We start from the raw sequence: 20,128 nt of genomic DNA, 5'->3' as shown, positions 1-20,128 counted from the left end.
ACTTTTTTGCGTATATCAAAATTACAGAGATGAACAAAATTGCTTCATTAATGCTCTTCCTGGCAATAGGCGCACAGGCCATTGCACAGGAAATGCCGGTAGTCTTCAACAAAAGCTTCGGTACGCCGAAGAACCAGTACAAGAAACTGGCAATTGCAGAGAACAATGCAATTGTAGCTATCGGTGGCGGTACAGACAATGGTTGCATTACCAAATTGTCGGCCAGTGGAAATCTTATTTATAACACCAAACTGAACAAAGGCGGGCTGGTAGCTTACCAGGACCTGCTGCTGCTGCCAAAGAACGAGCTGGTAGTGGTAGGCGGCGGTACCATCGCATACGGCAATGCCCGTATCACGAAGCTGTCGGCCACCGGTGAAGTAGTGTTTGACAAAAGCATCGGCAATGGCCAGGGCGGCTATTTTGACAAGATCATCGCCGACCGCCGTGGTGGCCTGATCGCCGTAGGCGTAGATGGCAGCAAGCCTGCACAGGCCCGCATCACCAAGTTTGCACCCGATGGTAAAGTAGAATTTGATAAAGGCTTCGGCGCACATAACGTATTCACCAATGTACTGATCGATGAAGATGAAAACATCGTTGCCGTAGGCGGCGACGTAGGAGATGGACAGGGCAAGGCTTTCATCGTGAAGGTAGATGGTAAGGGAGAAAAACAATATGAACTCAGCTTCGGCAAACCCGGCGCCGTATTTGAAAAGATGCTGCTCCTCGAAGATGGCGCTATCCTCGCTATGGGCGGCGGAGCCTATGGTACCGGCAATGCCAGCCGCATCGCCAAGATCAACGCGGAAGGACAAGTAGTATTCGACAAAGAATACAGCACGGTAGACGGTAAGTTCAACGCGATGAAAGTAAATGACCTCGGCCAGATATTCGCCTGCGCAGAAGAGAAAGATAAAGGTCGCATCGTGAAGCTCCGCCCCGATGGCACCGAGCTTTTCAACAAAGAAGTAGATGCCGCCCTCTATGCCCTCGAAGTAGGCAAGAACGGTAAAGTAGTGGCCGCCGGTGGTAACCTCGGCAACGGTACCGGCAAAATCGTGAAACTCCTGCCCGACGGTAGCATGGTCGTTAATAAAAACATCGGCTCCGTATTCCAGCACCTGCTGCTCACGGAAGATGATGAAATGTGCGTAGTCACCAAAGAAGGTTACCGCCTGCTGAAACTCAGTCCTGACGGGGAACTGATGTTCGACAAACAACTCGGTAAATACGATGCCAAAACATCGCTGGCATCACTGGTGATGAGCCCTGCCGGCGAAATCCTCGCCGCTGGCGGCGGTGATGAAGATGGTAACCGCATCATCAAGATCAGCCACGGTGTATCTATCAATGATATCGTAGTATCAGAGCCGCTCAATGGCTTGTCAAATGCCACGCTCACCATCACCCTCTCCGGCTTCCTGAGAAACAATGGTGTGCGCACGCCTGTGAATGTACATTATAAAACTATCCCGCATAAGAATGGCGCGGGCCCCGGCGATTTTGACGTAACGGAAGGTACGATCTCTTTTGTTCCATCTGAATTTGCTGCCGGCGCTATCATCTCCAAAACCATCCAGATACCGATCAAGAGCGATAACCTCCTCGAAGGAAAAGAAGCCTTCCACGTAGAAGTGCTCGATGCCTCTGATCTCTATCTTACCAAAGCCAAAGGAGAAGTGACTATCCTCGACCAGCCTGCCATCGTGAAATTTGTAGGAGGCAGCAATGGCGCAGAACCTAACACCGATGTGGTGTTCTCCGCCGGTATCTTCAAACGCGACAACTCGCCATTGATCAACGCTACCGCTAAACCGGTACGTCTCACCTACAAGTTCGGTAACGGTACCGCCTTGCCTGGCGCGGATTTCGTGAACAGCATCAAAGCGCCTTTCGTCATTGATAGCGGCGCTTCCACCGCCAGTCTGAATGTGAAAGTGAAAGACGACAACCGTTTTGAGCTCGCAGAAACAGTAGTGCTGGTATTGAGCGAGATCAAAGCAGACAACGAAGCGGTAGTTGGATATAATGGTGATGTAACGTCCATCTCTGCATCACAATACATCCAGGATCAGCCGGCCTACGTAACGCTTGTCAAACTTACTGACGCCAACGAATCAGCCACTGCTCCGGTAAGCATGTTCAAATGTATACTGGTGAAAGCCGCCGACCAGTCCGTACAAACCAATTGCACCGGCAGCGATATCAATATCTATTTCGGTGTTGATTCATCCAGCACGGCGCGTTACGGCAAAAAATACATCATCATGAACGGCGATATGGTGAAGATCACCGGCGACTGTGCCTTCAGCGAAACTGATATCCAGGTGGCCCTCGTGAACGACCGTATCAAAGAACCCGATGCGCTCGTAGTCGTAAAACTCCGTGATGCCACCGCCGCCGCTACTGCCGGCCAGTTGCACGTTTCACCGGATATTAAACTCAACAAAGCCGTTGCCGTCATCCACGATGACGATACCGACGACGGCACCATGCTCTCCGCCAAATAATGGCTTGATACTATTACCGATATACGCGTTTCAAGCACCAACACATTCCCGCATGGCTTTCGCCTTGCGGGAATTTCTTTGCGAAGGTTGTCTTTGCTCAGATTATACTGATTAAAGTTATAAGGTTTTTTTTCACGATTAAATAAATTCACGAAGATTATTTCGATTTGATCTTCGTGAATCCTATTATCTGATGAAAAACTAATCCTATAATCAGTATAACTGAGCAAACAACTCTTCACTATTCCGCTTTGATCACTCATTTTCCGCATTCGCGGGAAACGGTCTCTGGAGATATGCAAAATTTGCAACATGAAAACGATTATCTCCGCCGTTGTATGTGGTGTGATGGCTGTATCTGTTGCTTCGGCACAGCAGCTGACGCCCGCACAAAAACTGGTATTATCAACCAACGAAGACTCCCTGAATGCTGGCGTTGCCAAAAACAAAACTGTGATCTCGGGCTACGGGTCGGCCTATTATCAAAGGAACTTTAATGAGCAGATGTCTTTTGCCACACTGGAACGTGCCGTGTTGTTTGTAGGGCATCAGTTCAATCAGAAGATATCTTTTTTTAGTGAGATGGAACTGGAAAATGCCAAAGCTGGCGTAGGCCAGGAAAATAATGGCTTTGCCGGCGAAATAGCCATGGAACAGGCTTACCTGCGTTTCAACCTCAATCCCCGTCAGTATGTGGTGGCAGGTTTGTTCATCCCGCGTATTGGCTTGCTGAATGAAAACCACCTGCCGGTTAACTTCAATGGCGTGGAAAGGCCGCTGGTAGAGCAAGTGGTGATACCCGCCACCTGGCGGGAGCTGGGCGTCGGCTTCTATGGCCGCTTGCGCCGTCTGCCCCTGAGCTACAGCATTGCGGTGGTGAATGGCCTTAACTCCGCCGCTTTCTCGCATGGCACCGGCTTTAAAGAAGGACGTGCCGAAGGCCAGGGGGCCTTCGCCAATAATCTCGCCATTACCGCTTCCCTGCAATACTTCTGGAACGATTTCAAATTCCAGGTGTCCGGCTATGCGGGCGGTACGAACGGGTTGAATAAGCGGAAGTCCGACAGCCTGGAACTGAGCTATGGTATGGCGGCGCTGCCCATGTATCTTGGCGAGGCCGATGTGCAATATGCCCGCGATGGTTTTGCTTTCAAGTTGCTCGGCGCCGCCGTTACCTTCCCCGATGCCGCGCAGGTGAACCGCGCCTATGCTAATAACGTCAGCAAATCCATGTATGGCGCTTATGCAGAAGCTGCCTACAATGTGCTGGAACATTGCCGCCTGAAAGCGCAACAGCTCAATGTTTTCGCCCGCTATGAAATGTTTGATCTCAACAGCTCCATTCCTTATAACGGGATTTATGATGGCACGCAAAAGCAACAACACCTGATCATAGGCCTCGGATACCTGCCGGTACCCAATGTAGTGATCAAGGCAGATGTAAGATTGATGCATACAGGAGATGAAAATCCTGATCTCGTGATCAATCCCTCGCCATCGCGCATACCGTATAAAACAAACAACTCATTCCTCAATATCGGCATCGGTTATTCTTTCTAAATCACTTCTTATGCATGCTTCATCCAGACGCAGTTTTTTGAAAGATGCCTGTAAAGCCTGTGTGGCAGGCGCTGTGGGCGTAGGTCTTGCAGATTTTCTTTCTTCATGTAGCACGCCTGCTAAAACCTTCAAGACCGCGATGAACAATAACCAGGTGGAAATACCGCTCGATCTTTTCAATACGGCTCCTCTACAGATCATCAGCCCGAAAAATTATGCCTACGAAATTGCGGTGCGTAAAAATAACGATAACAGTTACGAGGCATTGTTGCTCCGTTGTACACACCAGCATAACCCGCTGGTGCCCACTGGCAGCGGATATTATTGCAGCGTACATGGCAGCCAGTTCGACAAGGACGGTAACGTGAAAAAAGGCCCTGCGGAAATGCATCTGCTGCAATTGAAAACAGATATCCAACAACAACATCTCATCATACACGTATAATTTTTATTTATGAAGATCAGATACATTGTCTTCGGACTGATGATAGCCACCGCTGTTTCCTGCTCCAAAAGCGATGCGCCGGCAACAGGTGGCACAGACTTCAATACCCTGAAAAATACTTTTATCACCGACTTCGTTAACAGAACGGCTATCAACGGATATGCTGATCTGTCGCAGCGTTCCGGCACTTTCAATGATAAGGTAACGATCCTCAAAGCCACGCCTACAGAAGAAAATCTCGCCGCCGCCAAACAGGCCTGGCGCGATATGCGCAGCACCTGGGAACAATGTGAAGGTTATCTTTTCGGCCCGGTAGAAGATGATAATTACGATCCCAGCATGGATACCTGGCCGGTAGACCGCGTGCAGCTGGATTCTATCATCAACAGCAGCAATCCGCTGGAAGTAGCTGACATTGAAAAGCTCGCGTTATCGCTCAGAGGTTATCACCCGATAGAATATATTTTATGGGGAGCAGATGGAAAACGCAAAGCAACCGATATCAATGCGCGGGAGATGAAATATATCATCAGCCTTACCACCGATCTGAAAAACACTTGCCAGCAGCTGCATAACAGCTGGTTGCCTTCCGGCGGCAACTATGCCGCCAAAGTGCTCAATGCCGGCGGCAGCAGCACGCTCTATCTCAAAAAGCAGGAGGTGTTCATTGCAGTAGTGAATGCGATGACCAGCATTTGTGGAGAGGTGGGAGATGGTAAGATGAAAGAACCCTTTGATGCCCAGGACCCGAAGACAGTAGAATCGCCATTCAGCGGCAACTCACTTACTGATTTCAAGAATAATATCATCGGTGCATACAACGTATATACGGGCAATTTCCTCGGCAACAAAGGCGTAGGCCTCGATCAGCTGGTATCTGCCCGCAATGCCGCACTGAACAAGGATTTGCAGGAAAAGTTCCAGGCGGCGATCAACTCCTTCAATGCGATCACGGTGCCTTATGAACAGGCGATCATTTCCCAGCGTACGCAATGCCAGCAGGTCATGAATGCGATCAGCGATCTCAATGCTACGCTCAGCGGGCCTTTGAAAGATTTTGTTACCAAGAATATTACCGACTAGGTTCCTGATGCAGATAAGAAAAATTTATATCGCGGCCTTGTTGCTGTCGATGCCCGCCTGGCTCATGATGTGCCGCAAGGCGGAACCCTTCGCTGAAAGCGGCTATGATCCGCAGCTCAGCGGCGGCGAGTCTACCGTTTTTGATATCACCAGTAAAGCTTTCGGGCATGCCATACCCGGACTGAATGCACGCGATCAACACGTACATGACCTCGGTGATAAACAGTCCGAGCAAACCTTTGTGACCGCTCCCGCACCGGTAAACAGCGGCCTGGGGCCGATCTACAACAATGTGAGCTGCAAGAGCTGTCATCATAATGATGGCAAGGGCAACCCCACTACAGGCCTCAACACTTCTTCGATGCTGGTACGTTTAAGCGTGCCCGGTAGTGATGCGCATGGCGCACCCTTGCCTGTACCTGGCTATGGGCTTCAGTTACAGGACCTCGCCATCTTCGGCAAACAGCCCGAGGCCAAAGTGCTGATCAACTATACCGAACAGGTGGTAACGTATCCGGATGGTCATCAAACTACTTTGTACAAGCCCGCTTATACCATTGCGTCGCCCTATGCGCCGATGCCCGGCAATGTGCTCACATCGGCGCGTATGGCGCCGCCTTTCTTTGGCCTCGGCCTGCTGGACCTGATACCCGAAGCTACCATCCTTGGCTTCGCGCAGCAACAGGCTGCAGAGAACCGGGGTATCAGTGGTAAGCCCAACTACGTGTATGATGCGGTTACAGGTGCTACCATCCTTGGCCGCTATGGCATGAAAGCCAATACCGGCACCTTGCTCACGCAGGTGGCCGCGGCATATCAACAGGATATGGGCGTTACCAGCCGTGTGTTTCCACAGGAGAGCTGCTATGGCCAGCCGCAATACGATGGCCTCGCCGATGATCCCGAACTGCCGGATTCTATCCTCGATGCCACCGTGTTCTATATCAAAACGCTGGCGGTGCCAGCGCGCCGCAATACCACGCATCCGCTGGTGAAACAAGGGGAGATGCTGTTTGCACAGATCGGGTGCGCCAGCTGCCATATCCCGTCTGTACAAACGGGAACGGATGTACGATTTAAAGCGCTGAGTAATCAACGTATCCATCCTTACACGGATCTGTTATTGCACGATATGGGCGCCGGACTCGCAGATGGCCGCCCTGATTTCAAAGCCGATGGCAACGAATGGAAAACGCCCGCGCTGTGGGGAATAGGCCTCTTCGAAAAAACAAATGGCACGCCTTATTATCTCCACGATGGCCGCGCACGCAGCCTGGAAGAAGCCATCCTCTGGCACGATGGCGAAGCCGCTGCCGCCAAAACGCAGTTCACCCGCCTCACGGCAACTGAAAGGGAACATCTCATCCTCTTTCTGAAGTCTTTATAAGAATTAATAAACTAAAAACCTGCATCTTTTATATTAAAATATAAAAGATGCAGGTTTTTTATGTAAAGCTAAATCCGGCTGCATTAATTAGCCGTATGTAAAAGTGAAGGTGAGTAATTAAGCATGAGGCACCTTGGATCGGCCCCGTATTAATTCATCATCTTTCTTAATCTGCTATTAACCGAATCAACATATTTAAGAATATAAGAGTTGTGTCTTTTAATGGTTAACTTGGGAAAAGCCTGGTATGTCCTTACCGGGCTCTTTTTTTATAATGGTTTTTGCATTACATAATCATCCATGATATAACCATTCCCGATATCTGTTACCTTCTCTTTGATCACGGTAAATCCCTGCTTTTCGTAAAAATTCCTTGCCTTATTGAAGCGGTTCACATCCAGTTCCAATATATGGGCGCCCAGCGCTTTCACGCGATCGGCCACGCCATTGAGCAGGAACTTGCCCACGCCTTTTCCCTGATAGTCGAGCGAGAGATATATCTTATGCAGTTTATACACTTCCGGGCGATCTGTATGACTGTAAGCGGCAAACCCGATGGGTGTTTCATCATCATGGAGGATCACGAAATGATGGCTCAGTTCATTGATCTGGCGGTTCAGCGAAGCGGTGCTGTACATCATATCGATCATATAGTTGATCTGTTCCGGTGTAAGCAGCTCCCGGTAGGTCGGGCGCCATATCTTTTCTGTAAGATCCTGTATAACCGGGATTTCAGCGGTGGTAGCGGCTTTTATCTGATACATCTGAAAGATTTTTTAAGAGGCGTTGCTTTCTTTGATAATGTTGTCGATGGTTTGTTGCAGGCGCTCAAGCGGCGTATATCCTCTTGCGCAGAGGTAGAGTTGCTTGCCTGTATCCAGTATGGCAGCAGGAAAGCCGGTGATGCCCCAGTTCTGTACCAGCTGGAACTCCTGCTGTGTTTCGTAACGGTAATGTTCATCATGCAGGCGGCTGATGAACTCATCTTCCGGCAGATGATATTTACTGATCAACGTGCGGTAGGTATCGTCGTGATTGAGGCTGATGCCATCATAATTCATGGCCACCTGCATATCATGTGTAAAGTTGATGGCATTATCAGGTTGATAACCTTTGAACACCGTCAGCGCAATACCCGGCTTTTCCGAATCCATCAATTCCTGCGAGGGGAGCAGTTTATGGAGGAAAGCCGCTCCGAATTTCACGCCGGTCATCTCTTCCACACTGGTATGCGCTTTTTGAATATAAGCTTCCATGGTAGAGAAGGGATGACGGTTACTGCCGGTGATCATGCCGCCAGTGAGTATTTCAAATGTCATATTGTTGCCCTGCGCGGCCTGTAATTGCTGTATCACGGGCGTAAAACCGTAGCACCAGCCGCAGAGAGGATCATAGACGTATATCAGTTTCATGTATGCTCATTGTTTTGTTGCTCCTCAAAGTAATGATTTTCATGCAGCTGCCGGGAGAGCTCCCTGTCTTTTCGTATAGCCTTTATCGATAGTCTCACCGCAAACAGCAAAGTGATCACCGATGCGCCGAGCAGCAATATACTATTACCGGTGAAGAGGAAGAAATCATAGGTGCCGTGGAAGAATACCGCGATGGTGAAAGCGCGCAGCAGCAGGGCTTCCCTTTGTGCCGGTATAAATTTGGCAAGACCGGCGTAATAGCCCATCAGCACGGCAAATGTAGCATGGGCGGGCACCGAGAGGAACATGCGCGCTACGCCGGTGCCTACGCCGAAACGCGCCACATATGCGATGTTCTCCAATGTAGCGAATCCCATTCCTATCATTACGGCATATACGATACCATCCATCGGTTCATTGAAATCCTTTTTAGGATACGCGTAGAAGCGTAATACGAGGAACTTTGCCAGTTCTTCAGATACGCCTACAATGCCGTATGCAAAGGCCGCAGTGCCGACGATGGTGCCGTCGTTTTCGTGCAATCCGAGTACGGAGGTGGCATAGCCTTGTATGAACAGGGGCAGTATTACGCATACCATTCCCAGCAGAAAGCAACGCAGGAGCAGGCCTACCGGTTCGCGGTCGTATTTGTCCAGCTTGTAGAAGAGCAGGGAGATGGCAAACCCTGGTGCAACGGCTAGTGCCAATAGTTTCATGGGAGCAGGTTTTTACTTTTTTTTCTGTTGATCAGGTAGTTCCCGAGCATATCGGCGGAGAAGCTGCTAAGATTGTTAGCTTTTGTGATACCGCCTTTACGTGCTGCGAGGGCGCCATAATGCACGTCATGAAATCCTTTGATGCTATGCGCATCCGGATCGATGGAGATGAGCACATTTTTTTCGCGTGCATAGGAAAGCCAGGTCCAGTCGATATCGAGGCGGCGTGGATGGGCGTTGAGTTCGATGGCTACGTTGTGGGCAGCGCAGGCGTCGATGATGGCTTTATGATCTACGGGGTATCCGTTCCTGCTGAGGAGCAGCCGGCCGGTCATGTGGCCGAGTATGGTGGTGTACGGGTTTTCTATCGCTTTGAGCAAACGCGCCATGGCTTTATCTTCCGTCATTTTCAGGTTGGAGTGCACCGAGGCGATGACCAGGTCGAAGGTGGCTAATATCTCATCCGGATAGTCGAGTGCGCCATCGTTGAGGATATCTGCTTCAATGCTTTTGAAGATGCGGAAGGGCGCGAGTTGCTGATTCAGTTCATCGATCTGAGATTGTTGTGCGAGCACTCTTTCTGCATCGAGGCCATTGGCATAGAAAGCGGAGCGGGAGTGGTCGCTAATCGCGAGATATTCGAAGCCCTGGTTCCTGGCGGCAAGCGCCATTTCTTCGAGTGTGTCGAGGCCATCGCTCCACTGGCTGTGGGAGTGGATGATCCCTTTGATATCAGCGGTGGTGATGAGCGCTGGCAGCTGATGCTGGCGTGCCTGTGCGATTTCTGCGCCGCCTTCACGGAGGCATGGCTCGATATAGTCCATGCCGGCGGCCGTGAAGATATCTTCTTCCGAATTGGCTTGCAGCAGTGCGGTATGGCCGCCGGCGGCATTGAATTGATCGATGAATGCCGGGGCGCCGGTAGTAAGAAAGAGTTGTTGATAGAAATCGGCGGCTTCGCAGGCGTGTGTCACCACTTTGATCCTTTCTTCCAGCGTCCATACGCTATCTCCGTTGGTGGCGGATTGCAGTTGAAGGCCTGGCAATGCGGCGAGCTTTTGTTGTATTGTATCCGCAGGTGCGGCGATAAGTATTTCTATTTCATCAATGATGGGAAGGTTGCGGCGGAAAGCGCCGGTGAGCGCCACTTTCGCGGGAGCGAACAGTTCCTGTAACTGTTTTTCCAGGTTGTTACCGATGGCTTCTACTTCAGCGAAGAGGAAGCGGTGCCGGTTAGAGAGATAGAATTCGATATTCTGGCGGACGTTGTCCTGCGTTTTTTCGCCGAAGCCTTTGAGTAGCAGCAGGCGGTTTTCGTTGCAGGCATAGAGTAGTTCGCCCATGGTTTCCACTTCCAGTTCTTTCCAGATGGTGGCTATTTTCTTGGGGCCGAGGCCTTTTATTTTCATGATCTCAAGGATGCCCGGCGGTGTGACCTGCAGGTAGTGATCGAGCAGGCCAAACTGTTGTGTATCGAGCATTTCGAGGATGCTTTTCCCGGTAGATTCTCCAATGCCTTTGATGCGGAAGATATCTTCGCGGGGGGTATCTTTCAGTTGGGTGGGTAGCTTTTCTATGGTAAAAGCGGCGCTGGCAAATGATTTTGCTTTGAAGCTATTTTCTCCGTGTATGTCCATGAGTTTAGACAGGAGGGAGAAGTTATCGGCTATTGAGTAATTGTCCATGTAGTGAAATTACGGAGATTTTCGCGAAGGTTGTCTGGCTCAGGATTTAATGATTGAAAGGATTACCAGGATTTTTTTACAGGATTAAAGAAGGGATCGCGAAGATCTACTCGAAAATCTTTTTTTAATCTTTATTAATCCTGTAAAAAAATCCTGGTAATCCTTTCAATCATTAAATCCTGAGCCAGACAACCTTCGCGCGCAAAAAAAAAGGTCCTGGTATTACCAGGACCCTTATAACTACATTTTGTAAATCCGATCTTACATAGCCGGAGATGCTGGTGCTGCAGGAGCGGCAGGTGCTTTTTTAGCAGGAGCTTTCTTCTTAGCAGCAGGTTTTTTAGCAGCGGCTTTCTTTTTAGGAGCAGCTTTCTTAGCAGCAGCTTTCTTTTTAGGAGCGGCTTTCTTAGCAGCAGCTTTCTTTTTAGGAGCAGCTTTCTTAGCAGTTGCTTTTTTAGCAGCGGCTTTTTTAGGAGCAGCTTTCTTAGCAGTTGCTTTTTTAGCGGCAGCTTTCTTTTTAGGAGCAGCTTTTTTAGCAGTTGCTTTTTTAGCAGCAGCTTTCTTTTTAGGAGCGGCTTTCTTAGCAGCAGCTTTCTTTTTAGGCGCAGCTTTTTTAGCAGCCGCTTTTTTAATTGTTGCCATTGTTTTTTGAATTTGGGTTAGTAAAAAATAATTGGGTATAAAAAAACTTTATGGCAAACACTGACTTAGGCTTCCGCCTGAGCAGTGGTGTCAAATGCTTTAACAGAAACGTAAGTTTTGTTTTCGCGACCTTTTCTGAATTCTACTACACCGTCAGCTACTGCGAAAATGGTAAAATCTTTACCAATACCTACGTTTTGACCAGCGTGATAAACTGTGCCTCTCTGACGTACAATAATGTTGCCAGCGATAGCAGGTTGACCACCAAAAATTTTAACGCCCAGCCTTTTGCTTTGGGAGTCGCGGCCGTTCTTTACACTACCTTCACCCTTTTTATGTGCCATTGTATAATAACTTTAAAAAACGTTGTCTAATAAAATAAGTTCACTTAACGTACAAATTAAGCGATATCGTTGATTTTGATCTTAGTGAAATGGGTACGGTGACCAACTTTCTTTCTGAAGCCTTTTCTTCTCTTCATTTTGAAAGCGATTACTTTATCGCCCTGAACATGTCCCAAGATTTCTGCTTTTACTACTGATTTTACATCAGTACCTACAGCCAGCTTACCAGCATTGTCTGTCAACAGTACTTCGGAAAACTCCACTTTATCACCGATATTTCCTTGTAACTGCTGTACAAAAATTTCCTGGTCTTTTTGTACTTTAAATTGCTGACCTGCGATTTTTACAACTGCAAACATAATTATCCAAAATATAATTTCCGCAAAAGTACCATTTGTTTTTTGAATTGACAAAGTTTTAAGGCATTTTTTAATTCACATGCGTAAAATCATGTATTCAACACCCTAAAGCTTAATCATTTCAAAGATACGTACTTTCCTGAATTTTAGATTTTTTTAACAAAATCTTATATATGGCCCTCGTCCGCGAAAAACAGTTATTTTGCCATACAAAGCAACGCAATTTTATATACATTTGTCGTTTACACAAGGATTAAACAAGATGTACAGGTCCGCGTACCCGGGCGCCAACACCAGCTGCGTGCTGCCTCCGGATACACGGCCCCTCAATCTCTCAATCATAAAATAAAGGGCATGAAGTTTAAATCACTGCTGGCCAAACCATTTGCTTCCATCGTCTACAACAAGATCAGGAAGGAGATGACAAGGGCGGTGGAAGACCAGGCAAACATCCTGGAGGAGCTGATCAAGACAGGCAAGAAAACAGAGTTCGGGACAGAACACAAACTGGAGGCCGTACACACCTATGATGATTTTAAACAGGCCATCCCGGTGCGCGATTACGAGCAGTTCAAACCTTATATAGAAAGGATCAAAGAAGGAAAACAGAACGTACTCTGGAAAGGACAGCCCATCTATCTGGCCAAAACATCCGGCACCACCAGCGGGGTTAAATATATTCCCATCTCCAAAGACTCTATCTCCAATCATATAGACACTGCCCGCAACGCGCTGCTGAACTATATGGGAGAAACGGGGAACTCCAGCTTCGCCGATGGCAAGATGATATTCCTCTCCGGCTCCCCCGAGCTGGAAAGGGTAGGAGGCATACCCACCGGGCGTCTCAGCGGTATCGTGAACCATCACATCCCGCGCTACCTCCGTACCAACCAGCTGCCTTCCTACGAAACCAATTGCATTGACGACTGGGAGACCAAACTGGACAAAATAGTAGAAGAAACCTTCAACCAGGATATGACGCTGATCAGCGGCATACCGCCATGGGTGCAGATGTATTTCGACCGCCTCATGGAACGCAGCAATGGCAAACGGATCAAAGAGATATTCAAGAATTTTGATGTGATGGTATATGGCGGCGTGAACTTTGAACCTTACCGCGCCAAGCTCATGGCCTCTATCGGCGCGCCGATCCACACCATCGAAACATTCCCGGCCTCGGAAGGCTTCTTTGCTTTCCAGGATTCGCAGGAACAGGAAGGGCTCCTGCTCAACACCAATTCCGGCATCTATTACGAGTTTATCCCCGCACAGGAAATTTTTGATGAAAATCCTACGCGACTGTCGCTCAAAGATGTACAAACCGGCGTAAATTACGCTCTGATCATCAACAATAACGCCGGGCTCTGGGGATATAACATCGGCGATACCGTGAAGTTCGTCTCCACCAACCCTTACCGCTTGCTGGTAACAGGCCGTATCAAACATTTCATCTCCGCTTTCGGCGAGCACGTAATCGGGGAAGAAGTAGAGCACAGCCTGATGAAAGCCGCCGCAGAAGAGAATGTGCACATCACGGAATTTACCGTGGCGCCCATGGTACAAACCAATGGCGAACTGCCATTCCACGAATGGTTCGTTGAATTTGAGAACCTGCCGTTGAACATGGAAGCGTTTGCGAAGAAAGTGGATATTAACCTGCGACAGAAGAACATTTATTATAACGACCTTTTAACAGGAAACATATTACAACCCCTGAAGATCAGGCCAGTGCGCAAACACGGCTTTATCGACTATATGAAAGCTATTGGAAAACTGGGCGGTCAGAACAAAGTGCCACGTTTGAGTAACGACCGCAAACTGGCAGATGAACTGAAGCAGTATTTGCAATGATGGCTGAATGGACCGTAATACGCGGCGGCCGGAGGCTTTCCGGGCTGCGCGTCGTTTTTGTTATCTGAAAAAGTAAATCACCGTAATGAATAAACGAAAAATTGCCATCTTCGGGTCTACCGGCTCAATTGGCATACAGGCACTGGATGTGATAGCGGCGCATCCCGACAGGTTTAGTGTGGAAGTGCTGACCGCACAGCAGAACGCAGACCTGCTGATTGAACAGGCATTGAAATTCAAGCCCAATGCCGTTGTGATAGGAAATGAAGAGAAATACAAACTGGTAAAGGATGTATTGTTTGATAAAGGCATCAAAGTATTCGCAGGCGCGAAAGCCATGGTGGAAGTGGCTTCCTGGTCCACGATAGATATGATGCTGGCAGCTATTATGGGCTTTGCCGGATTGGCTCCTACGCTGGCAGCCATTGAGCAGGGAACGCCCATCGCGCTGGCCAACAAAGAAACATTGGTGGTAGCCGGTGATATTGTAATGGCCACTGCCCGTCGCAAGAACGTGCCCATTATCCCGGTGGACTCAGAACATTCGGCCATCTTCCAATGCTTGCTGGGAGAGCCTTTCAGCAAAGTGGAGAAAGTGATACTCACCGCTTCCGGCGGTCCTTTTCTCGGCAAGAAACCGAATTTCCTTATCAATGTTAAGAAAGACCATGCCCTGCAACATCCCAACTGGAGCATGGGCGCCAAGATCACGATCGACTCCGCCACCCTTATGAACAAAGGGCTGGAAATGATCGAGGCACGCTGGCTTTTCGGTCTTTCTCCGGAGAATATAGAAGTGGTGGTGCATCCGCAGTCGATCATACATTCCATGGTGCAATTTATAGACGGCTCCCTGAAAGCCCAGATGGGCCTGCCCGACATGAAGTTGCCCATCCAGTACGCACTCGGTTATCCCGACCGCCTGGCCAACGAATTTCCACGTTTCTCCTTCAGGAATTATCCTTCCCTCACATTTGAGCAGCCGGATACAAAAACATTCCGTAACCTTGCCATCGCAATGGAAGCGATGCAGAAGGGCGGTAATGCCGCCTGCGTCATGAATGCGGCCAACGAAGAGGTGGTGAACGCCTTCCTGAAAAACAGGATCGGCTTCCTGCAAATGACAGAGGTGATAGAAGAAACAATGGTTAAAATACCGTTCGTGGAAACGCCCACCCTGAGCGATTATTATGAGGCAGATAACGCCGCCCGGGAACATGCGGCCTCCCTCATCAATTCTATCGTGATCTGATAATCATTAAAAAATTAACAATGCTTCTGCTTTCTGTATATGCAAAATCTGATATATTAACAGGCAGAATTAAAGCTGAAAACAAGTAAATGACAACAGAGGTAATATTGGTGAAAGCCGGGCAGCTGTTGCTGTCGCTCTCTATTTTGGTTGTACTGCATGAGTTGGGCCACTTTATCCCCGCCAAATTATTCAAAACCAGGGTAGAAAAATTCTATTTGTTCTTTGATCCCTGGTTCTCTCTCTTCAAAGTAAAGAAAGGTGAAACGGAATACGGGATCGGCTGGCTGCCGCTGGGTGGCTATGTGAAGATCTCCGGGATGATAGATGAAAGTATGGACAAGGAGCAGATGATGAAACCCCCGCAGCCATGGGAGTTCCGGGCCAAGCCGGCCTGGCAGCGCCTCATCATCATGATTGGCGGCGTAACGGTCAACATCCTGCTTGCCTTCTTCATCTATGCCATGCTGCTTTGGCATTACGGCGATACCTACCTGCCTACCGCCAACGCCAAATATGGTGTGGAGGTGGATTCGCTGGGTAAGAGCATCGGCCTGCGCGATGGCGACAAGATCCTCTCCCTGGATAATCACCAGGTAGAAGAATTTGAGAAGATCACCGGCTACCTGATCCTGCATGAAGTGAAAAGCATTCAGGTAGAACGCAATGGCCAGCAGATGAACATCGCTGTGCCGGATGGTTTCATCAACGCATTGCTGAAGCAGAAAGCGCCATTCGCCGTACCGGCAGCGCCTTATGTAGTGGATAGCGTGGCGCCGGGCACTGCCGCGGCGGCTGTCTCCCTGCAAAAAAATGATCGCCTTGTTGCTGTCAATGGCCAGTCATTCCCTTACATGATCGGCTTTAAAAGAGAGATACTCAAACACAAAGGACAAGAGATCGCGCTCGGCGTGATCCGCGGCAATGATACGCTCACACTGCATCCAAAGCTGTCCGACAAAGGCGTGCTGGGCATCACCGGCCAGGATCCGTTTGAGTATAAAGTGAAGAAATATACTTTGCTGGAGTCATTCCCGGCGGGCTTCCATCGTGGTATCGACAAGCTCGTATCTTATGTGCAGCAGCTGCGCCTGATGTTCGTTTCCAAGGAAGTGAAGATGAGTGAATCGCTGGGCGGCTTTGGCAGCATCGCCAAGCTGTTCCCTGAAATGTGGGACTGGGGCATGTTCTGGGAGCTGACTGCTTTTCTGTCTATCATACTGGCGTTCATGAATATCCTGCCGATCCCTGCGCTGGATGGCGGTCACGTGCTGTTCCTGCTCTATGAGATCATCACCGGCCGCAAGCCCAGTGAGAAGTTCCTGGAGTATGCACAGATCGTAGGTATGGTGATCCTGCTGGGATTGCTGCTGTATGCAAACGGACTGGATATCTGGAGAAGCATCTTCCATAAATAATTACGGATTACGAATTAAGAATTACGGCCTACTGCGTGTTCTACGCAGTAGGCCGTAATTCTTAATTCGTAATCCGTAATTATTGTTGTATATTTGCAGACTTACCGGGGTTGCCTGGTTTTGACAGCATAGTTCTTTGAGAGTGTAAGCATGCCGTGCGTTGGATAATTAGCACGATAATCTGAATATTCAAACTTCAAATGGCGAATCTAACTACGCCATGGCTGCCTAATCAGAGATTAGACACCCATTATAGCCGCCCGGAGTTGTTGCCTTATGCGACTCCCGCCGCTGAATCATCAAACCCATAGGGATAGGTGCTCATGGTTTCTGTGAGTGAGCACTGAAACACTAACGGATAAGAACGAGGTTGGTTCGTTATGCCCCTGCTGAGTTCCGACATCCCAATGCATAAATAAGCATGTAGAAAGCTTTCGGCGAATATGTTTGGACGCGGGTTCGATTCCCGCCAACTCCACAGGATAAAAGGCAATTCAGGATTGAATTGCCTTTTTTTTATTTCCTCAGCTGCCTCACATAATACGCCGTCGCTTCTTTTATAAACAGCGCCAGTTCCATGCTGGGCATGCCATTTACGGGCGTGTAGCGGTTATCTTCTACATACAGCTCTCCCAGTTTTCTGAAATATTCCAGCTTGTCCATCGTTATTTTTCCACCGGTGATCCTGAGGATGATCTGATAGCGTTGCGCGATGCATTGTTGTACTTCATCGCTGGCAGGGTCGCTGGTCATGAGTGTGGTGAGCCGGGCGGTGATATCGTTCAGGTCTTGTTTCAGCGTTTCCATTTCCTGTTTGCTGAAACTGCGCAGGGTATCTTCCACACTGTGAACGGTGTCTTTACCCCATTTGGCCATGGCTTCGGACCGGTAGGCATCCATCTTGTCTCTGGAGATGCCTTCGTATAAATCTTCTACCTGTAACATCGTGTTGTTTTTTTAGTGTTACCAATGTTTTTTCTATGGTGCCAACCAATGTGTTTATCCTTTCCTTCCGGGCGAGCAGCGCTTGCTTGTGTGCTTCCAATGCCTGCACCAGATCGAAGTCTGGATCATCGAGGGTATGACCTAGGGGGAAAGTCAAGAGGAATTTCAAATTTTTTTTAATTCAGCGCCTGCACAAAGGCGAGATAATCACGTGCGCTCTGGTCTACCTTTTCGGGTGTGGAACGTTTTCCGCCGCCATAGAAAGCAAACAGGGGGCGGTAGTTGGCGCGAACATATTGAAAGGTGATCTCGAAGGGTGCGGTGAGTTGTTCGAGCGTGTATTTATATTTTCCGCCGGCGGTGTACGCTGTTTCGGCGATGCCGGCGGAGATGGCCAGCGCCACTTTCTTCCCGCCCATTTTATAGCCGCTGTTGCGGCCATATGCCCAGCCATCGGTGAGTACATCGTCGAGCCATTTTTTTAAGAGGGGCGGACAATTAAACCAATAGAAGGGGAACTGGAAGATGATGGTGTTGTGTTGTTCCAGCAATGCCTGTTCGCTTGCTATGTCTATTTCTCCTGATGGATAGGCTGCGTGCAGGTCGTGGATGAAATAGTGATCCGGATATTTCTTTAATTCAGTTATCCATCTTTTATTCACTACCGATGTTTGCATGTCGGGATGAATAACAATTACCAGTGTCTTACTCATGTGCTTGTGGTTTTAAAATCCGGGTAAAAATATTTAAGTTGCTGGTGAAATAAGCGATGGTAACCCAGTGTGAGCAACTAACATTCGTGTAAGTATGAGTAAAGTGAAACCTGCATCAACACATGAAGAGAACAAGCGTTTGCTGATGGCAGAATGCATGGAGGTATATGCTTCCAGGCTGATCAACGGGCAATGGACCCTGGCGATCTGTTGCTACCTGGCGCATGGGAAGATGCGTTTTGGAGAATTGAAAAAGTTATTGGGAACGATCACTGACCGTATGCTCACCCTGGAGTTGAGGAAGATGGAAGACAATGGTTTGGTGTTGAGGAACGTGTACGCGGAAGTGCCTGTCCGCGTTGAGTATGAGCTTACTGATATCGGTAAGGATCTCATACCCGTGATCAGAATGCTGGATAAATGGGGGCAAAAGCACAAGGCCTTGTTTGATAAATAATCAGGACTCCTGATAATATTGTGCATCGCATCGGGATAGAAGCGCTGGCATTCAAATAATTTAACACGGTCCTGTTCGTGTTGCCGGGAAATTTTATTAATTTTTAGGCACCTTAAACCCGTTTTATGAAGAAGCTCTTCTTTTTTATCTTTTTGCTGTTTGTAGCATCCCGCGGTATGGCGCAGAATAATTTCCTGGGCGCATGGCAGTACCAGCAGGGAGAAGTGAGGAATGTGATGATCATCACGCCCACTTATTTCACGATTGCAACTTATGCCGGCAACAAATTCTATGGCACTTATGGCGGTACCTGGAAACCGCAGGGGGAGAAGGAAGTGGTGGTATCTATTGAATTTAACAGTGATGATAAATCACAGGTAGGGCAATCTGCAAGCGTGCCGGTAGATTTTATCAACGACAAGCTGGTGGTCACACAGCAGGGCAGCGCGCAGGAGTGGAGCCGTGTAGATGAAGGGAAAGGCCCGCTGGCCGGCGCCTGGCGCATCACGGCAAGAGAGCAGGATGGTAAGATGAACCCGATACCTGAGGGCGCCCGCAAAACGCTGAAAGTACTGAGTGGCGGCCGTTTTCAATGGATGGCTATCAACACCGATACCGGCGAGTTCATGGGCTCCGGCGGTGGCGCCTATACTTTTGATAACGGAAAATATACGGAGCATATCGAATTTTTCTCCCGCGACGACAGCAAGGCTGGCCTGTCGCTTACCTTCAACGATAAAGTCACTGACACTATCTGGGAACACAATGGCGTTAGCACACAGGGCAAACCTGTGCATGAAGTGTGGAGCCGTTAGCAGAAATTTTAGTGCGCATATCCAATGCGTTTGCTGCCGCTACATTTGTTGAAACAAAGCAATGAGCGATGAACGAGCAACGCTTCTGGCAAATCATTGACGCGGCCTGGCAGGATATTCCTGAAGCCAATGAACTGAGGAAGATTGGTTTGAAAACCAATGAACCGGAGTTGGTATTTGAGCTGAGCGAAATACTCGGCAGCGATATTGCGGCGATGCTGGAACAGCGGCTTTTGCAGCTGGACAAGGAATCGCTGGTGCAGTTCATTCACATCATGGAAGCGCAATTACGCCTGCTGGACCGCGATGAGCTGCGCGCCTTTACATCCGCTTCCGAAGAAGGTTTCCCGTATGCGCGCGCTTTCATTGTAGGCATGGGCGCCGCCTATTCTCAGCTGATATCGGCAGATCCTTCCAAAGCCACGCCGCATGCGGAAGCGGAGATCATCGGGTTTATCGGCTATGCAGCCTACCGCCAGCGCTTTGGCCAGGAGCTCGTTCGCTATAGCGGGCAACACTGAGCGGACCATT

20 protein-coding genes and 1 other RNA gene are annotated in these 20,128 nt (G+C 48.9%); 12 read left to right on the top strand and 9 right to left on the bottom strand.

What is annotated here, in order from left to right:
• The first annotated feature begins 29 nt into the window (after positions 1-29).
• The 5 genes from FPG75_RS23030 to FPG75_RS23010 all read left to right on the top strand — a co-directional run bounded on the left by FPG75_RS23030 (position 30) and on the right by FPG75_RS23010 (position 6,988).
• Complete coding sequence (locus tag FPG75_RS23030) at positions 30-2,513, top strand: Calx-beta domain-containing protein (RefSeq protein WP_143310391.1); 2,484 nt, start codon at positions 30-32, stop codon at positions 2,511-2,513.
• A 312-nt stretch (positions 2,514-2,825) separates the two neighbouring features.
• A complete protein-coding gene (locus FPG75_RS23025; RefSeq protein ID WP_143310390.1) occupies positions 2,826-4,073 on the top strand; it encodes a porin family protein in 1,248 nt (415 codons plus the stop codon).
• 10 nt (positions 4,074-4,083) lie between these two features.
• Positions 4,084-4,518, top strand: a complete 435-nt coding sequence (locus FPG75_RS23020) for a Rieske 2Fe-2S domain-containing protein (protein ID WP_143310388.1) — start codon at positions 4,084-4,086, stop codon at positions 4,516-4,518.
• A gap of 9 nt (positions 4,519-4,527) precedes the next feature.
• Positions 4,528-5,601, top strand: coding sequence for an imelysin family protein (locus tag FPG75_RS23015; protein WP_143310387.1), 1,074 nt, complete (start codon positions 4,528-4,530; stop codon positions 5,599-5,601).
• Positions 5,602-5,608: 7 nt separating this feature from the next.
• The gene (locus tag FPG75_RS23010; protein ID WP_143310386.1) at positions 5,609-6,988 is read left to right on the top strand and encodes a di-heme oxidoreductase family protein; all 1,380 of its coding nucleotides are present in this window, start codon (positions 5,609-5,611) and stop codon (positions 6,986-6,988) included.
• Between the two features lie 269 nt (positions 6,989-7,257).
• Here FPG75_RS23010 and FPG75_RS23005 read toward each other — a convergent pair whose 3' ends face one another.
• The 7 genes from FPG75_RS23005 to rplU all read right to left on the bottom strand — a co-directional run bounded on the left by FPG75_RS23005 (position 7,258) and on the right by rplU (position 12,200).
• Entirely contained in the window at positions 7,258-7,752 is a 495-nt protein-coding gene (locus tag FPG75_RS23005) for a GNAT family N-acetyltransferase (protein WP_201748001.1), read from the bottom strand.
• Positions 7,753-7,764: 12 nt separating this feature from the next.
• Positions 7,765-8,400, bottom strand: coding sequence for a DsbA family protein (locus FPG75_RS23000; RefSeq protein WP_143310382.1), 636 nt, complete (start codon positions 8,398-8,400; stop codon positions 7,765-7,767).
• Entirely contained in the window at positions 8,397-9,116 is a 720-nt protein-coding gene (locus FPG75_RS22995; RefSeq protein ID WP_143310381.1) for a PrsW family intramembrane metalloprotease, read from the bottom strand. Before FPG75_RS22995 ends, FPG75_RS23000 begins: the two co-directional genes overlap by 4 nt.
• Positions 9,113-10,801, bottom strand: coding sequence for a DNA polymerase/3'-5' exonuclease PolX (locus FPG75_RS22990; protein ID WP_143310379.1), 1,689 nt, complete (start codon positions 10,799-10,801; stop codon positions 9,113-9,115). The genes FPG75_RS22995 and FPG75_RS22990 overlap by 4 nt, the downstream gene beginning before the upstream one ends.
• A 261-nt stretch (positions 10,802-11,062) precedes the next feature.
• On the bottom strand, positions 11,063-11,443 hold the full coding sequence (locus tag FPG75_RS22985) for a histone (RefSeq protein ID WP_143310378.1): 381 nt from the start codon (positions 11,441-11,443) through the stop codon (positions 11,063-11,065).
• Between the two features lie 65 nt (positions 11,444-11,508).
• On the bottom strand, positions 11,509-11,787 hold the full coding sequence (gene rpmA / locus FPG75_RS22980) for a 50S ribosomal protein L27 (protein ID WP_143310376.1): 279 nt from the start codon (positions 11,785-11,787) through the stop codon (positions 11,509-11,511).
• A 56-nt stretch (positions 11,788-11,843) separates the two neighbouring features.
• Positions 11,844-12,200, bottom strand: coding sequence for a 50S ribosomal protein L21 (gene rplU / locus FPG75_RS22975; protein WP_236652880.1), 357 nt, complete (start codon positions 12,198-12,200; stop codon positions 11,844-11,846).
• A 300-nt stretch (positions 12,201-12,500) separates the two neighbouring features.
• Between rplU and FPG75_RS22970 the strand changes: the two genes are divergently transcribed.
• From FPG75_RS22970 to ssrA, 4 genes are all read left to right on the top strand, one after another.
• Entirely contained in the window at positions 12,501-13,997 is a 1,497-nt protein-coding gene (locus tag FPG75_RS22970; protein ID WP_143310375.1) for a GH3 auxin-responsive promoter family protein, read from the top strand.
• Between the two features lie 85 nt (positions 13,998-14,082).
• Positions 14,083-15,249, top strand: coding sequence for a 1-deoxy-D-xylulose-5-phosphate reductoisomerase (locus FPG75_RS22965; RefSeq protein ID WP_143310373.1), 1,167 nt, complete (start codon positions 14,083-14,085; stop codon positions 15,247-15,249).
• 89 nt (positions 15,250-15,338) lie between these two features.
• Positions 15,339-16,667 (top strand): RIP metalloprotease RseP, encoded by a 1,329-nt coding sequence (gene rseP, locus FPG75_RS22960; RefSeq protein ID WP_143310372.1) that lies wholly within the window; start codon positions 15,339-15,341, stop codon positions 16,665-16,667.
• A 106-nt stretch (positions 16,668-16,773) separates the two neighbouring features.
• Positions 16,774-17,148, top strand: a transfer-messenger RNA (tmRNA) gene (ssrA, locus tag FPG75_RS22955).
• 35 nt (positions 17,149-17,183) lie between these two features.
• On the opposite strand, the gene FPG75_RS22950 is transcribed toward ssrA, so the two are convergent.
• Both FPG75_RS22950 and FPG75_RS22945 read right to left on the bottom strand, forming a co-directional pair.
• The gene (locus FPG75_RS22950) at positions 17,184-17,612 is read right to left on the bottom strand and encodes a TipAS antibiotic-recognition domain-containing protein (protein WP_143310371.1); all 429 of its coding nucleotides are present in this window, start codon (positions 17,610-17,612) and stop codon (positions 17,184-17,186) included.
• Positions 17,613-17,788: 176 nt separating this feature from the next.
• The gene (locus FPG75_RS22945) at positions 17,789-18,325 is read right to left on the bottom strand and encodes an NAD(P)H-dependent oxidoreductase (RefSeq protein ID WP_143310370.1); all 537 of its coding nucleotides are present in this window, start codon (positions 18,323-18,325) and stop codon (positions 17,789-17,791) included.
• A gap of 94 nt (positions 18,326-18,419) precedes the next feature.
• On the opposite strand from FPG75_RS22945, the gene FPG75_RS22940 reads away from it, so the two are divergent.
• From FPG75_RS22940 to FPG75_RS22930, 3 genes are all read left to right on the top strand, one after another.
• Positions 18,420-18,782 carry a winged helix-turn-helix transcriptional regulator gene (locus FPG75_RS22940; protein WP_143310368.1) on the top strand — a complete coding sequence of 121 codons (363 nt, stop codon included), beginning with the start codon at positions 18,420-18,422 and terminating at the stop codon, positions 18,780-18,782.
• 125 nt (positions 18,783-18,907) lie between these two features.
• Positions 18,908-19,597: a membrane or secreted protein gene (locus FPG75_RS22935; RefSeq protein ID WP_143310366.1), complete on the top strand. Its 690-nt coding sequence runs from the start codon at positions 18,908-18,910 to the stop codon at positions 19,595-19,597.
• 68 nt (positions 19,598-19,665) lie between these two features.
• Positions 19,666-20,118: a DUF4240 domain-containing protein gene (locus tag FPG75_RS22930; protein ID WP_143310364.1), complete on the top strand. Its 453-nt coding sequence runs from the start codon at positions 19,666-19,668 to the stop codon at positions 20,116-20,118.
• Positions 20,119-20,128 lie beyond the last annotated feature (10 nt).

It is taken from the genome of Chitinophaga vietnamensis, from assembly GCF_902167635.1.
Taxonomy (GTDB): Bacteria; Bacteroidota; Bacteroidia; order Chitinophagales; family Chitinophagaceae; genus Chitinophaga; species Chitinophaga vietnamensis.
The sequence above is the reverse complement of the archived record's forward strand: the minus strand, read 5'-3'. Positions and strand labels throughout refer to the sequence as shown.